The organism is Microvirga calopogonii (genome assembly GCF_003347665.1).
GTDB lineage: Bacteria > Pseudomonadota > Alphaproteobacteria > Rhizobiales > Beijerinckiaceae > Microvirga > Microvirga calopogonii.
Window position 1 is genome coordinate 1 of the sequence record NZ_QDGA01000115.1, and the last position, 14,292, is coordinate 14,292.

At 63.6% G+C, this 14,292-nt stretch carries 10 protein-coding genes and 3 pseudogenes; 8 read left to right on the forward strand and 5 right to left on the reverse strand.

Going from position 1 to position 14,292, the window contains the following annotated elements; translation table 11 throughout:
- Nucleotides 1–426: YybH family protein (locus tag DDF70_RS31640; protein ID WP_114948609.1), on the reverse strand; the 426-nt coding region annotated here is incomplete at its 3' end.
- 155 nt (nt 427–581) lie between these two features.
- On the opposite strand from DDF70_RS31640, the gene DDF70_RS31645 reads away from it, so the two are divergent.
- The 6 genes and pseudogenes from DDF70_RS31645 to DDF70_RS31685 form a co-directional block, all read left to right on the forward strand.
- Nucleotides 582–1,289, forward strand: coding sequence for a sigma-70 family RNA polymerase sigma factor (locus DDF70_RS31645; protein ID WP_114948610.1), 708 nt, complete (start codon nt 582–584; stop codon nt 1,287–1,289).
- A gap of 33 nt (nt 1,290–1,322) precedes the next feature.
- The gene (locus tag DDF70_RS31650) at nt 1,323–1,634 is read left to right on the forward strand and encodes an SWIB/MDM2 domain-containing protein (RefSeq protein WP_114948611.1); all 312 of its coding nucleotides are present in this window, start codon (nt 1,323–1,325) and stop codon (nt 1,632–1,634) included.
- Between the two features lie 816 nt (nt 1,635–2,450).
- Entirely contained in the window at nt 2,451–2,654 is a 204-nt protein-coding gene (locus DDF70_RS31665) for a hypothetical protein (protein ID WP_114948614.1), read from the forward strand.
- Nucleotides 2,655–2,854: 200 nt separating this feature from the next.
- Nucleotides 2,855–3,088: a hypothetical protein gene (locus tag DDF70_RS37180; RefSeq protein WP_162820818.1), complete on the forward strand. Its 234-nt coding sequence runs from the start codon at nt 2,855–2,857 to the stop codon at nt 3,086–3,088.
- Between the two features lie 343 nt (nt 3,089–3,431).
- Nucleotides 3,432–4,097, forward strand: a complete 666-nt coding sequence (locus DDF70_RS31675; RefSeq protein ID WP_162820819.1) for a hypothetical protein — start codon at nt 3,432–3,434, stop codon at nt 4,095–4,097.
- 311 nt (nt 4,098–4,408) lie between these two features.
- Nucleotides 4,409–4,924, forward strand: a pseudogene (locus DDF70_RS31685) (transposase); the annotation flags it as partial.
- 1,218 nt (nt 4,925–6,142) lie between these two features.
- On the opposite strand, the gene DDF70_RS31690 reads toward DDF70_RS31685, so the two are convergent.
- The 4 genes and pseudogenes from DDF70_RS31690 to DDF70_RS31705 form a co-directional block, all read right to left on the reverse strand.
- Nucleotides 6,143–6,853, reverse strand: coding sequence for a carbonic anhydrase family protein (locus tag DDF70_RS31690; protein WP_245435727.1), 711 nt, complete (start codon nt 6,851–6,853; stop codon nt 6,143–6,145).
- Between the two features lie 60 nt (nt 6,854–6,913).
- Nucleotides 6,914–10,012 (reverse strand): efflux RND transporter permease subunit, encoded by a 3,099-nt coding sequence (locus tag DDF70_RS31695; RefSeq protein ID WP_114948619.1) that lies wholly within the window; start codon nt 10,010–10,012, stop codon nt 6,914–6,916.
- A complete protein-coding gene (locus DDF70_RS31700; RefSeq protein WP_342633968.1) occupies nt 10,009–11,124 on the reverse strand; it encodes an efflux RND transporter periplasmic adaptor subunit in 1,116 nt (371 codons plus the stop codon). Before DDF70_RS31700 ends, DDF70_RS31695 begins: the two co-directional genes overlap by 4 nt.
- A gap of 307 nt (nt 11,125–11,431) precedes the next feature.
- Nucleotides 11,432–12,507, reverse strand: a pseudogene (locus DDF70_RS31705) (calcium:cation antiporter).
- Between the two features lie 321 nt (nt 12,508–12,828).
- Between DDF70_RS31705 and DDF70_RS31710 the strand changes: the two are divergent.
- Nucleotides 12,829–13,970: pseudogene (locus DDF70_RS31710) on the forward strand (IS110 family RNA-guided transposase).
- A gap of 10 nt (nt 13,971–13,980) precedes the next feature.
- A complete protein-coding gene (locus DDF70_RS37190) occupies nt 13,981–14,154 on the forward strand; it encodes a hypothetical protein (protein WP_162820620.1) in 174 nt (57 codons plus the stop codon).
- Nucleotides 14,155–14,292 lie beyond the last annotated feature (138 nt).

Sequence of the window (14,292 nt, forward strand, 5' to 3'; positions counted from 1 at the left end):
GAAGGAGCGGGACGGAGTGCCAGGGAACAGCGACACGTGCGTGTGCTGCGCCACCCACTCCTCCCCCACAGCCTGCCGCCCCAGCACCACCGTCGCGCGTCCAGGGCGGTCAAACGCCCTGCCATCTTCGGTATAGCCGGTGGACTCGAACACCGCCATGCCGACCGCCGTGAGACGGTCGCCCGAGATGAGGGTACGCAGATCGTCCAGATGCCAGCGGAACTGATCAATATGCCCCCAGACGTGACGCCACTGCTCTTGTTCGGTGGCCTCGCGTCCCACAGTGAAAGCCGTGAAGGTGCCAAAGGTGACCATATCGTCAGCGAAGAGCGGGCGAGAGCCGATGAAATCCACCGTCTGGATACAGACCCGGAGGCGCTGAAACCAGCGCCGGATCAAGATGACATCATCATTGCGTTCAGCCATGGCAGCCTCCTGGGGCTGAGGCTTGGAGCCAGGATGGTGCGCTTGCCCCGGCAAGGGGTCAAGCCGCCAGCAGACTTCAGTTCTATGGTCGAATGGGCTGGCTGATAAACAACCGTAGGTGTATGGTGAAGCTGTCGCCAAGGTGGAGCAAGGCCATGACCACCGCCGCTCGCCAACACAGCCGTCCTGCCCTCAGTGGCACTGATCGCAGACGGTCCGCACGGGGCAAACGGGCACGGCTGCGTCACATCCATCCGCTCTCGCACATTGAGCACCTCGCGCTGGTTGAGGAAGCCCGCGCGAGCCGCCGCTCGCAGCATATGCGAGACCAGCTCGCCGCCTTTCTGCCCCGCCTGCGGGCATTTGCGCTGCATCTGACCCGCGATCCGATCTGGAGCGATGACCTTGTGCAGAGTACCGTCTTGCGGGCTTGGGTGAACCTGGATCACTTCCAGCACGGCACCAACCTGGAGGCGTGGCTGTTCACGATCCTGCGCAACAGCTTTTACTCTGAGCATCGAAAGCACAGACGCGAGGTTGAAGACCCAAACAGTGGCTTTGCCAGACGCCTGATGGTTTATCCTGAGCAGGAATCCAGGCTGATGCTGCAAGACCTTCGCAAGGCGCTGGCGCGTCTGCCGCCAGGACAACGCGAGGCTCTCGTCCTGGTAGCCGAGCAAGGTGAGAGCTACGAGGATGCAGCGGCTGCCTGCGGTGTGGCGGTGGGCACACTCAAAAGCCGGGTGAACCGAGCCCGCACCCAGCTTGCAGCGATGTTGCAGATGGAAAACCGGCACGATCTTGGCCCGGATGGGATGCTGCTGGCCGCGCTGCAACAATCGAGGGTCGCGGCTGCCATCTAAATCCGTTCTTGGTTCCGCCCGAGGGAGGATCACATGCCGCCGTCAACACCTGAGAAGCCGGAGGATCGGGCGAATGCAGCCGAGGGTACGGCCCAAGAGCCAACCTCGGCCTTTCTAAAACCGTTACAGCCTTCGCAGGAACTGGCTGCCATCGTGGGCTCGGCTCCGTTGCCGCGCCCGGAGGCGGTGAGCAAGATTTGGGAGTACATCAAGACACACAAGCTCCAGAACCCGCAGAACAAGCGCGAGATCATGGCGGACGAGAAGCTTCAGGCGGTGTTCGGGGGCAAGAACAAGGTCAGCATGTTCGAGATGAACAAATACCTCGCCCAGCATCTCAAGTGAAATGCCTAAATGGCAAGCTTTGCAAGCTTCTGAAGATCGTAATCTGAGTGTGGTTTATCGCTGAGTCGCCCGCCTCAGTTCAGCGGCATGAAGGCGGTCGCGGAGCGCTGCTTGGCGGAGGTATTGGGCTGCAAATCGCAGACGGGTCGCCTGATCTGCTCGCTTCTGAGCGAGCAAGCGCTCGACTTTACGCTCAAGTCTCGCGAGAGCACGCTCACGACAGTCAGCCCAGTGCTCAAGGGCTTGCGCCTGCTGGAAGGGTTCTGGCGGATGGCAAGGTTTGATCATCTGCACACCAAGCAAAGCTGCTCAGCATCGTGTACTCATTATGTCTTGCTCAAGTTGCCCCGCCCTCCCGCTCCTGTAAGCGGAGAATGAGAGCGGCAAGCGCGTCGGGAAGTGGTTCCCTAAGCAGCACCGGATGCTGGGCTTGGAGACGGCGCCCAATCTCGGCTGTACGCTCGGCAGGTGTCAGTGCGCCTCTGAACGGGTTATTGGTCCCGCCGTTGGGCTTCGCGGAAGTTGGTCCGCCTTCGTCTGGTGAACCCGCAGCCATTGCGCTCTTCCGGCTGCCCCAAACCCTTGAAACTGTTTGACTTGGTGTCAGAGACAATCCTCAGCAGGCGCTCTGGTTTCGGCAAACGGTTTACATAAGTTAAGAAAAGTGCAACCGTGGCCGTCAACTGAATGCTGGTCTTGCCGCAGAGCATTTGTGCCGCTTCACGCCCCAATGGGGAGCTTCGACCAGCGTCCAGTCGTCATCGTAGGTCCAGTGCAGATTCGAGTTCCAGCGGGGTTTTCGAGGCGAGGTGTCCTATGACGCACAAGTTCCAGGTTGGCCAGACGGTTCTCCCAGCCCACCCCAGGGGAGCCAATCCCAGCACCTACGTGATCGTTCAAGTGCTGCCTGAGACCTCGCATGAGCGCCAGTACCGGATCAGGGCGCTATCCAGCGCAACCGAGTGCATCGTTGGCGAGACACAGATCAAGGCGCTGAAAACAGAGCCGAGCCTCTCGTGAGGTTCCCGCCCCGGTGAGGGATGTGCCATGCCCGTAGACATGCGTCCGACACCGAGCGGTCGTGGGATCGCTTCGGCACGTGGACTGTTCGCTCGTATTCTGAATTGGACAGCCGTTGTGGTCGCCATCGGCTTGTGCTGGTGGGCTGCCACCGTTTTGCTCTAGGCTGATCGCCACCCAGAGCACGGGGCCAGACGCATATGCTGCTTGACCTGGATCGAGAGCAATCTGGCGTTCTCAGGCGCGCCCTCGAAGCGCGGGTGCGGGACATGCACACGCGCTTGGGCGGTGACCCTGGCGATGAGGGCTTCCGGCGTGAAGCAACCCTCGCGACACAGCGTCTTCGGCAGGTCGAAGCCCTGGGGCGACGCGCTGGCCATCGTGCTTGGGGCATCGGCAATATCGAGTCTCTGCCGGAAGAAGATGAGAACTGAGCAATCGCTGACGCTCAATAACGGACCACGGCCATCAAGATGTGGGGAATCCTGTTCGCACATCTTTGTTGGCCCGACATATTCGCTCTCATAGAGGGGCCAGTCTGATGATTTGCATATTTTGCAAGCAAGAGGTCGATGAGCCCTGCCAGAGTACCATTGAGATGCAGCGGCGGGCCAGCGAACACATCGAGCAGTGCGATAGGGCTCTTAAGAACCTGAAAGTGTGATTCAGCATCGAATATGTACCCTTGAGCCGACTGCCGTTACGCACATGACATTGATCGAGGATTCGTCGTGTCAGGTCAAAGGTAGGTTGTCTGCCCCTTTGCCGACGACCATCATGAGACTCTTCACCTCCATCATAGCGCGACGCGTGCTCCCCGCCTTTGGCTTTCTTACCCTGACGGCCGAAACGCAGGCTCAGACCCTGAACGGCATCCGCATCAGAGAAGAGATCACCACAGCATTGAGAACGGCGGAGAAGCCAATCTCCAAGGTGGCCGCAGGGCCCCACGAGGAGGTCAGGTGGCGGCTGTCTGACGGGAATAAGCTCGCGCTCGCGACAGATCCAGTCAACGGCCGGATCGCCTATGCCGAGGAAACCTGGGGCGGCCGGCCTGATGGCAAGCCCGCCGACTTTCCGGGCTCCCGCTATGGCGAGACGACCCTCGCGGACATCCGGATGCATGCGGAGAACAATGGCTTCGCCTTTGTCGAGCGGCTCCTTGACGAGAAGCCTGATGGCCTGCGCTTGTTCAACGCCTACGAGGTCGAGAACTCTCCCGGCCTTGTCGTGACCTTCGTCACCCGGATGTCCACGAGGGACACGCAACGGCTCAAGGGCAAGCCGGAAAGCGTCGACATCAACCGGGCTGCCAAACTGGACGGCATCATCCTCGGGGATGCGCGCTACCTCGAGGGCATCTGGGGGCAAGCCAAGCTCAAGGGCAAGAACTACAAGCCTATTCGTTGGGCCTCCGCTCGCAAGGTGGCACTGAAGCCCTAATTGGTCGGCCCTGAACAACCCACAACTTGTTGGGACAGAAGGATTCTTCGTCGTCACGAAGCATTGTAAAATGCCAGTTCCTGGGGGCTGACCCGCTCAAAGCTGTTGGGGTGGACGGCCCCTTACGGCATCGCTGTGCCAGAATGAGGTCGTTGCCGATCTTAAACACTGGTGTATTTCCATGGGACCCAAGCCGACGCTGCCGAGCTCCGGCGATCTCTACCGCAGCCGCCTCGATCAGATCCTCGATTCGCGTCACGCGCTCGTTCGCCTGGCCGGTCTGATCGACTGGGATCGCTTCGATCACGAGCAAGGCGCATCGGCCATACGAATTTGGCTCCAAGGTCGCGCTGGCGGTGACCAACCGCGAAGGCTTCGCGCTCGCGTCCAAATCGCTGGAGGGCAATCCGTATGATGGACATACGCTCAGCACGACAATGGATCAGGTCGTGGCCTTGAGCGGGGTTGAACCGGATCGCATTTACGTCGATCAGGGCTATCGTGGGCACGATTATGCGCACAAGGAGCGCGTGTTCATTGCCCGCCAGCGTCGTGGCCTCACGCCGACAATCAGACGGGAGCTGAGACGACGATCGGCCATCGAGCCGATGATCGGGCATATGAAGGCGGACGGGCGGCTGGGACGCGATCACCTGCTCGGAACCGCGGGGGATGCGATGAATACGCTGCTGGTGGCCGCCGGGCACAACCTGCGGCTGATCCTGAACCGGCTCAGGCTTTTTGTTGCCTACCTCATGGCAGCTCTGTCCATCTCATTCGCACAATCGGATCCTGCCCACGAACCCTCGAAGCCAATCGCCGCCTGATCAAACGGCATTGTTCAGGGCCGACTAATTGCTCTCGAAACTGCGTTCAGGCCCATTGGGCTTGGTCGCAGCCTTAAGGCCAGGTCCACAGAAGGCGTTTTCAGTCTCCCGATCGCTGGCGTCCGCCAGCCATGCTCCCTTCAAGTCTAGTTTACCAAGCGCGCGGGCACGATCGCCTGTGCTCCCAGGATCATCTGATGGTCATCGGCGAAACTCATTGTGGCGCCACCGACCGGGGCGGACGTAAACAGCGACGGCAATTCCTTCAGCCACGTAGACGGGGCTAGTGCAAGATCTGTTCCGGATTATACGTTCTTAACTAGAACGGATCAGAAACCATCCCGAGATGGGCTTGCGGACTGACCCTTAATGTGAAGCCAGATGCCTACTCGCATCGGTCTGGTACCCATTTGAAAGTATTGCACTAACTTTTTTGTCAAACTTATGAGGGCACCGCTGCTCTCCCACGGGCGTAACTTCGGAGAGCAGTAACCTTCTCCATCTGCTGGTTCGCCTTGGAATGAGGGCTCAAACACCTCGATTCGGGGCATCTGCGGCCGTCACAGACATCTCTCGGTTAACTCAGGAGCCTGCGTTCGTGCTATGTACTTCGTTGCCGTACAATCAGGCACAGATCTTGCGCTGATCCCAGAAAGCACGGCAGGCACTACGAAAGGAGGCGTCGAAGGTTCACGCCGGCCCTCTCCTCGATCTTTACATGAACACCGCCCAACCGGCGCTCAAACGAAAATCTCCGTTCGACTACTGTGTCGACGAAGCTTCAATGAACAGGTGCATCGAACTCACTCTCCCGACTAAGAAGCGACGCTGAAATTCCGCTGCCCACAAAGTGAGTGAGGATGGCAGGTAGACCACTTCCTGCCGATTCCCTTCTCTATCTCGGGCAGGGTGGGCTGCGATGGTCCGGCTCAAGAGATAACAGTCTACTCAAGTTAGACAATGCCCAAGCCCGATAGCGTCGCCGGCCGGTCAGCTCCCTCGGCAGCGCTCCTCCCAGCTGCAGCAGCATGAAATCGACCGCCTGGAGCTACCGAAAACAACTGCTGCGATCAGGCATTTGCCCTAGTCCCAGGATGGTCTGGAGTAGGTCAGGTACAGTCCGCAAGTGTTGCCGTGTGAAGGTCCGCTTACCCTGCAACTGCGGGCCCTCGGCCTACTTCGGCTCCGTGCCAGGACCGGACCTTCGTTCGCCAGCCCTCATTCCATGAACATGATGCGTCCGGTCGCCACGTCATGCATCGCTGCGACGATCTTGAGTTCGTTCCGAGCAACCAGGTCCCGCAGGACCGGACTGGCCCGCTCAAGTCCTTGCGCCGCCAATCTGGCGTTCGTGGTCGCCACCTGCTGCACGAAGTCGTTGTTCTTCGAGGTGTGGTCGCCAGGGGCGTTGCTACTGGCCTCGATCGCTGGCCGGATCCGCTTCAGCAGGTTGGTGAGCATTCCGAGCTCCGCACCGTCGATAGCGCCCTTGACCGCACCGCACTCGCTGTGGCCGAGCACGACGATGAGCTTCGCACCCGCCAGCTTGGTCGCAAATTCGGCGCTGCCGACGACATCGTCATCGGCGACATTGCCGGCGATGCGGGCGCTGAAGATGTCGCCGATGCGCTGGTCAAACACGATTTCCGGCGGCACGCGCGAGTCGATGCAACCGATCACCACGGCGAAAGGAAACTGTCCGCCGGCCGTCGCCCTGACCTGCTCAAGGAGATTACAGTTGCGCATGGTCTGCGTCAGGAAGCGCTCGTTGCCCGCCTTGAGCTCTTTCAGGGCGTCATCCGGGCCGAGGGCGCGTTGCCGCTCTTGCGTCAGTGCCGTGCATGAATCGGCTGCAAACGCCCGGCCGAGGGTCGCCGTGGTGCCGGCCAGAGCCCCGGCGCAGCAGAAGTACCGTCGTGACAACATCATCTCAACCTCCCTTACACCCAAGGTGGCCACGGCCGGTGCCGTCCTGCTCCCGTTCCACCATCATTCCGCAGCCGCGCCCTTCAAGGCTGGCGCCGGTTCCGTAGCGTGCGCGGGCACATGCGTCTCGACGGGTGGCCTGATCCGGAACCACGCGACGTAGAGCGCCGGCAGGAACACGAGAGTCAGCGCGGTCGCGACCGCCAGTCCGCCCATGATCGCGTAGGCCATCGGGCCCCAGAACACCGTCGGGGCGATCGGGATCATGCCCAGGATCGCCGCCGCCGCGGTCAGCAGGATCGGACGGAAGCGGTGCACCGTCGCCTCCACGACCGCATCCCATGGATGCAGCCCGTGCGCCCGCTCGGTCTCGACCTGATCGATCAGGATCACCGAGTTGCGCGCGATCATGCCGACGAGCGCCAGGACACCGAGAATGGCGACGAACCCGAGCGGCTTGTTCGCCAGCAGGAGCGCCAGCACCACCCCGATCAGCCCTAGGGGTGCCACGCTCAGCACCAGGATCATCCGCTGGAAGCTGTGGAGTTGCACCATCAGCAGGATGAGCATCAATCCCATCATCAGGGGGATGACCGCGATCACCGAGGCCTGCGACTTGGCACTCTCCTCGGCCGTGCCGCCGACCGCCACGCCGTAGCCGGCGGGCAGGGTCGCGCTCAGCTCCGCGATCCTGGGGGCGAGGTCCTTGACCACCGATGCCGACTGGACCCCGGGCGCGACATCCGCCTGTACGACGAGGCTCGGCACGCGGTCGCGCCGCCAGACCAGCGGATACTCCAAGCCGTACTCGACGGATGCGAGCTGCGTGATCGGCACCGTGCGCCCGTTCGGTAACGGGAGCTGGAGGTTGCGCAGCGCCGCGAGCGAGCCACGCTGCTCGTCGCCGGCGCGGACGACGACGTCAATGAGGTAGATGCCGTCCCGCACCTGGGTCACGGTCGCACCGGTCACCACGCTGTTGAGGGCCTGTGCGACGTCCTGTGAGCTCAGGCCGAGGAGCCGAGCCTCGTCCTGGTTGACCCGGATCTGCAAGGTCCGGGCCGGCTCAATCCAGTCGAAGTTGATCGTCTGGACGTAAGGGTTCGTGCCCATCGCGTCGGCCACCTTGAACGCGGCCTCGCGGACCGTGTTCAGGTCAGGCCCGGTGACGCGATATTGCAGCGGCCAGCCCACCGGCGGCCCGAGCTCCAGGGGATACACCCTGCCAACCACGCTCGGGAAGTCGGTCTCAAGAGCCTGTTCCAGCCGGACCCGCACCCGCTCCCGCGCCTCCAGGCTCTTCGTCACGATCACCGCCTGGCTGAAGGAGTCGTTCGGGAGCTGGACGTTGAGCGGGAGATAGAACCGGACCGCGCCGCTCCCGACATAGGTGCTCCAGTGCTCAATGTCGTCGTTGCCCTTCAGGATCCCGTCCAGCCGTCTGACCACCGCCTCGCTCGCATGGATCGAGGCGTTCTGGGGCAGCTTGAGGTCGACGAGCAGTTCGGGCCGGTCCGAGGCCGGGAAGAACTGCTGCGGCACGAAGCGGGTGCCGACGAGCGCAAGCCCGAACAGCGCCAGCGTTGCCAGGATCGTGATCCAGCGCATCCGCATCGCGACACCGAGCAAGTGCCGGAATGCCCGCATCACGAACCCTGGCTCGGCACGGGTGTGCTTCACCTGGCGCGGCAGGAGCCAGACCCCGAGCAGCGGCGAGAACAGGACGGCAACGAACCACGACCCGATGAGCGCCATGGCGACCACGGCAAAGATCGAGAAGGTGTATTCCCCGGCCGAGCTGCGGGCGAAACCGATGGGAACGAAGCCCGCCACGGTGATCAGCGATCCGGTCAGCATGGGAAACGCGACCGACGTGTAGGCGAAGGTGGCGGCGTCCTCCTTGCCGGCGCCCTGTTCAATCCGCGTGATCATCGTTTCGACCGTAATCATGGCGTCGTCCACCAGGAGGCCGAGGGAGATGATGAGCGCACCGAGCGAGATCCGCTGGAGGTCGATGCCGGCGTAGGCCATCGTCATGAACACCATGCCGAGGGTCAGCGGGATCGACAATGCGACGACGGCGCCAGCCCGCAGCCCGAGGCTGATGAAGCTGATCGCCAGGATAATGGCCACGGCCTCCCACAGCGTCTTCATGAACTCCCTGATCGAGTGCTCGACCGTCACCGGCTGGTCCGCCACGAGTTCGGGCTCGATGCCGATGGGCAGGTTAGTTTTGATAGTCGCCATAGCCTTCGCGACGTTGCGGCCGAGCGCCAGCACGTCGCCGCCCTCCCGCATGGCGATGGCGAGCCCGATGGCGGGCTGTCCGTTGACGCGGAACATCGGCTGGGGCGGCTCGCCGTAGGCACGCCGGACCGTAGCGATGTCGCTCAGCCGGATGATGCGGCCGTTCGCGACGAAGTTGACCGCCAGCAGGTCCTGCTCGGAGCGGAAGTCCCCCGACACCCGGATCAGGAGCTTCTCGTTGCCGGTCTGGACGACACCCGCGGGAGTGACGGCGTTCTGGGCTTGCAGGGCCGCCACCAGGGCCGACTGGTTGAGGCCCAGCCCGGCGATCTGGTCGACGTTGAACTCTAGGTAAATCTTCTCGTCCTGCGCCCCGACCACGTCGATCTTCGACACGTCGGGCACGTGCAGCAGCCGCGAGCGGACCTCTTCGACCTGATCGCGCAGCTCGCGCTGGGTGAAGCCGTCGGCGGTAAAGCCATAGATGATGCCGTAGGTGTCGCCGAACTCGTCGTTGAACCCCGGACCGGTCGCGCCCTGTGGCAGGGTGTTGCGGATGTCGGCCATCTTTTTGCGGACCTGGTACCAGATATCGGCAATCTCCCTGCCGTGCACCTCGCCCTTCAGGTTGACGAAGATCGTGGTCTGGCCGGGACTCGTGTAGCTGCGCAGGAAGTCGAGCTGCGGCGTCTCCTCCAGCTTGCGCTCCAGTCGCTCGGTGACCTGCTCGAGCGTGTCGCCGAGGGTGGCGCCCGGCCATCCGGCGCTCACCACCATGGTCTTGACGGAGAATGCCGGATCCTCGGCCCGTCCCAGGGAAAGATAAGAGCCGATCCCCGCAACCATGACGAGGAGCATCAGGAAGACGATGAATGAGCGGTGTCGGATCGCCCACGCGGACAGGTTGGGGTTCATGACGTCGCTCCGAGCAGGCGAACCTTCTGGCCCGGACGCAGAGCCTGGACACCGGCGGTGACGACGACGTCGCCAGGCTCGATCCCCTGGGTGACGGTCACGTTGGCCGGGTCGTAGCGGGCCACCTCGACGTTGCGCAGCGCCACGGTCTGCGTCGCCGGATCGACGACCCAGACAGCCGGACGCCCGTTCGCCTCGGTGAGCGCCGTCGCCGGAACCTCGATGACCTCGTCGAAGGTGGCGGAGGCCCGTCCAACCACGGTCGAGCCGAGGCGCATGGCGGCGGGTGGGTCGGTCAGGCCGATCTTGACCTGGAACGTGCGGGTGGCCGGATCGGCCTGCGGTGCTACCTCCCGGACGCGCCCGGCGGCCTTCACGGTCGGGTCATCCGCCAGCGCAACCGCGATGACGGACTCGCGCGGCCTCATGCGGACGAGTTGCGCCGGCACATCGAATACGGCATCCCGTCCGCCTTGGCGGGCGACCTGGACGATCATCTGCCCCGCCCGGACCACCTCACCGGGTTCCGCGCCCTTGGCCGTGACGGTGCCGGGCGCGTCGGCCTTGAGTTCGGTGTAGCCGAGCTGGTCCTCGGCGTTGCGCAACTGCGCCTCGGAGGAATCAACCTGGGCTTGGGCGGACTGCAACGCCCGTTGCGCATCGTCGAACTGGGCACGGGTTGTGTAGCCCTTCTGGAGCAGGTTCTGCTGCCGGTCGAAGGTGTTCCGGGCCTGGGTGAGCTGGCCCTGCGCGGCCGACAGGTTGGCCTGCGCCGAGCGGAGCGCGTTCTGCTGGTTCTGCGGGTCGAGCCGCGCCACGACCTGACCGGGCCTGACCTGGTCGCCGACATTGACCGGCCGCTCCAGCATGCGGCCGTCGATCCGGAAGGCGAGGCTGACCTCGTCCTGGGCCTGAACGTGGCCGGTCAGGGTGACGGACTGCTCGTCGGCGCGGCGCTCGACCGTGACGGTCCGGACGGGCCGGACGGGCCGGATATCCGGTGGGGGCGCTTCGGCCTGCTGGCACGCGCCCAGAAGCCCGAGCAGGACCAGTGCGGACCAGCGGGCGATATTTCCCGGAATGCCTGAGATGGTGCCGACCGACATGCCCATGGAGTCCTCCCGAGCGAATGACCGGCGATGCCGAGGTGCCGTCGTGATCACGGGGCGATCTCTGGCATGTCGTAGTTTTCTTGCGGCGGAAGGGAGCGCTCAAGGCTGCGTGGGCTCCTCCCCGGCCTTTACGCAACCACGCGGTACGCAGCGATGTCGACAGGGAGGTCGATCAAAATGGCCCGTCGCGAACCCAGGTCGAACGCGGGATCTTCGCTTGCGGCGTCAGCATACTCCTTTGGGTTCGGCCTGTCAGCGGAACCGTTGGATGGGGTTGCGTTGCCGGAGGCTCCGCGACCCAGCGTTGTTACGGCACGACGGCGAGGAACAGGAAGGCGGCAAAAATCACCAAGTGGACGATGCCTTGGAGCACCGTCGTCCGGCCGGTGCCGAGTGTGATCACCCCGATCAGGAGCGTCAGGGCCAGCAGGAGCTGGCCCTTGTCATCCAGCCCGAGCTCCAGGGGCTGGCCGATCACGATCGAGACGACGGCGACAGCAGGAATTGTCAGGCCGATGGCCGCAAGGGCCGATCCGAGCGCCAGATTGAGGCTGGTCTGCAACCGGTTGGCCTGGGCCGCCTTGAGCGCCGCCAGGCATTCAGGCAGCAGCACCACGCCTGCGATGACGATCCCGATCACGGCTTTGGGTAGGCCGAGCCAAGCCAGTCCCACCTCCAGTGTTGGCGTTAGGGACTTGGCGAGCGCCACGACGGCCACGAGGGCGACGAGCAGCAGCCCGGCGCTGGCCATGGCCGTCCTGTTCGAGGGGGGCGGCGCGTGCGCGTCCTCGCCCCCCCTCGGCCGGGAGAAAATAGTCGCGATGCCGCACGGTCTGAATGAAGACGAACGCGCCGTAGAGGACCAGCGAGACGATCCCGGCGAAGACAAGTTGCGACGGACTGAAGTACGGACCGGGTGCGCTCGACGCGACGTTCGGCACCACCAGGGTGAGCGTGGTAAGCGCCGCCAAAACCGCCAATGCGGCGCTGGCCCCGTGGATCTGAAATCCCTGTTCGTGATGGCGCGCCGCCCCAGAGCAGGCAGAGTCCAACGATGCCGTTCATCACGATCATGACGCCGGCAAAGACCGTGTCCCGGGCCAGCGCCGCCTTTTCGCCGGGCGCCGCAATCATGACCGAGACGATGAGGGCTACCTCAATCACCGTCACCGCGACGGCGAGCACCAGCGTGCCGAACGGCTCGCCGGTCCGGTGAGCGACGACCTCGGCGTGGTACACGGCCGCGAACACGGTGGCGATAAGGACGACTCCTGCCACCGCAGCCATCGGGCCACCCAGACCCACGAAGAGTGCCGCCAGGAGGAGGCCCCAGGCCACGACGGGCCATGTCCAGGCCCACCAAGGCATCCGTTCCGCTGCCATGACAAACCAGCCTCGCCTGTTCTGCCGCGAAGTCAGTGTGACGGTAGCGGCTGTCGGAAGTGAGGCGAGGATACTGCCCTCAACGCGCTCACCGTTCTGTCACCAACGACAGACCTTCCCTCCTGAATGATCGGTCTCGGCCTGGCCTAGGGCCTATCAAGTGACTTCCACGTCGCCCTGCGAGTCGATGCACCCGGCCCGCTCTGAACGTCTCTTTCGGGTCGAGATCCTATGAGGGGTGGATAGCGGCCTGCTTGATGGCAGAGTGAGGTTGCTGACCCACCACTCTGGAGGCGACCCATGTCACTTGATCACCGGCCCATGCAGACCGCTATCCGCACCGATCTTGGCGCGATCTTCGTCTCAATGGAACTCAGTCGTTCCGTCTGGCTGATCACCTCGCTGTCGCCCGGGGCCGGCGAGAAGATGTCGAAGCATGCGACGCCAGCCGGTGAATCGCCGGGCTGCTGATGCGGTTTGCGCAGTTGCAGGAGAAGGCACAGGCCCGCACCGGTCAGGTTCCTCCGATCATCGCCATTCATGAAGCCGGTCTGGATGGGTTCTGGATTCACCGGGTTCTGCTCAGCGAAGGCATCGAGAGCTATGTCGTGGACCCTGCTTCGATCGCCACCTCCCGCCGGCGGCGACGCGCCAAGACCGACAAGATCGATGGCGAAGCCCTAGTGCGCACCCTGCTGGCCTACAAGCGCGGCGAGCCACGGGTCTGTGCCATGGTCAAAGCGCCCACCCCAGAGGAAGAGGATCAGCGCCGGGTCAGCCGGGAGCGCCAGACCCTCACGGTGGAACGGGTGCAGCATGTCAATCGCATCAAGGGGCTGCTGTTTGCGCAAGGCATCCGGGACTATGAACCCCTGCGTCGCGATCGCCGCCAGCGGCTCGACGCGCTCACGACCGGCGATGGGCGCCCTTTGCCGCGGCATCTCAAAACTCAGATCCGGCGTGAGCTCGACCGCTTGGAGCTGCTGCTGGAGCAGATCAGGACCGTGGAGGCGGAGCGGGATGCTCTCCTGGAGCGGGCTCGGGCCGCCGAGACCGCACCCGCTCCGGCCCTGCTGCTGGGCCTGAAGGGCATTGGGGCCGACATTGCCGGGATCCTCTGGGCGGAGGGCCTGTTCCGGCCTTTCAGCAATCGCCGACAGGTGGCGGCCTATGCGGGCCTGGCTCCCACACCCTGGAAGAGCGGATCGATTGATCGCGAGCAAGGGGTGTCCAAGGCTGGCAATCCGCGGCTGCGCACGATCATGATCCAGCTCGCCTGGCTCTGGTTGCGCCACCAGCCGCATTCAGCCCTGAGCCAATGGTTCAAGGGCCGGGTCAGCGCGAGCGGCAGCCGCCAGCGCAAGACATCCATCGTAGCGCTGGCCCGCAAGCTGCTGGTGGCGCTGTGGAAGTATGTGGCCTCCGGCGTGGTGATCGAAGGCGCGGTGATGAAGGCCACATGATCCCTGAACTTTGCCTCATCGAGTGATCTTCCAGGATCTGATCAATCCTGGCGGATGCGGGTCGGCGAACCGAACACAGCCCTGGCCTTGCCTGCCGCTGTTCGAGAAGGGTGCCGCCGTCCTGAGCCTGGCCCGCCGCAAGCGGGATGATGGTGCAGCCGTTCTGAATGGCGACCGCATGTGAGGTGGACCGTGCCCAGGGATGGGCCGCGTCATGGATGAGGCTCAGACCCGCGCGTCCGCTGTAAAACAGGAGATCCTATGATGATGCCCTGATCAACCGCTTGACCACCCCACCCTCATGTGAGGCTGTGTCAAAACG

What these genes read in the sequence shown, in the direction of transcription:
- DDF70_RS31695 (WP_114948619.1), bottom strand. Translation starts at nt 10,012, where the DNA reads ATGAACCCCAACCTGTCCGCGTGGGCGATCCGACACCGCTCATTCATC.
- DDF70_RS37180 (WP_162820818.1), top strand. Translation starts at nt 2,855, where the DNA reads ATGCTGCTTGACCTGGATCGAGAGCAATCTGGCGTTCTCAGGCGCGCC.
- DDF70_RS31700 (WP_342633968.1), bottom strand. Translation starts at nt 11,124, where the DNA reads ATGGGCATGTCGGTCGGCACCATCTCAGGCATTCCGGGAAATATCGCC.
- DDF70_RS31690 (WP_245435727.1), bottom strand. Translation starts at nt 6,853, where the DNA reads ATGATGTTGTCACGACGGTACTTCTGCTGCGCCGGGGCTCTGGCCGGC.
- DDF70_RS31650 (WP_114948611.1), top strand. Translation starts at nt 1,323, where the DNA reads ATGCCGCCGTCAACACCTGAGAAGCCGGAGGATCGGGCGAATGCAGCC.
- DDF70_RS31675 (WP_162820819.1), top strand. Translation starts at nt 3,432, where the DNA reads ATGAGACTCTTCACCTCCATCATAGCGCGACGCGTGCTCCCCGCCTTT.
- DDF70_RS31665 (WP_114948614.1), top strand. Translation starts at nt 2,451, where the DNA reads ATGACGCACAAGTTCCAGGTTGGCCAGACGGTTCTCCCAGCCCACCCC.
- DDF70_RS31645 (WP_114948610.1), top strand. Translation starts at nt 582, where the DNA reads ATGACCACCGCCGCTCGCCAACACAGCCGTCCTGCCCTCAGTGGCACT.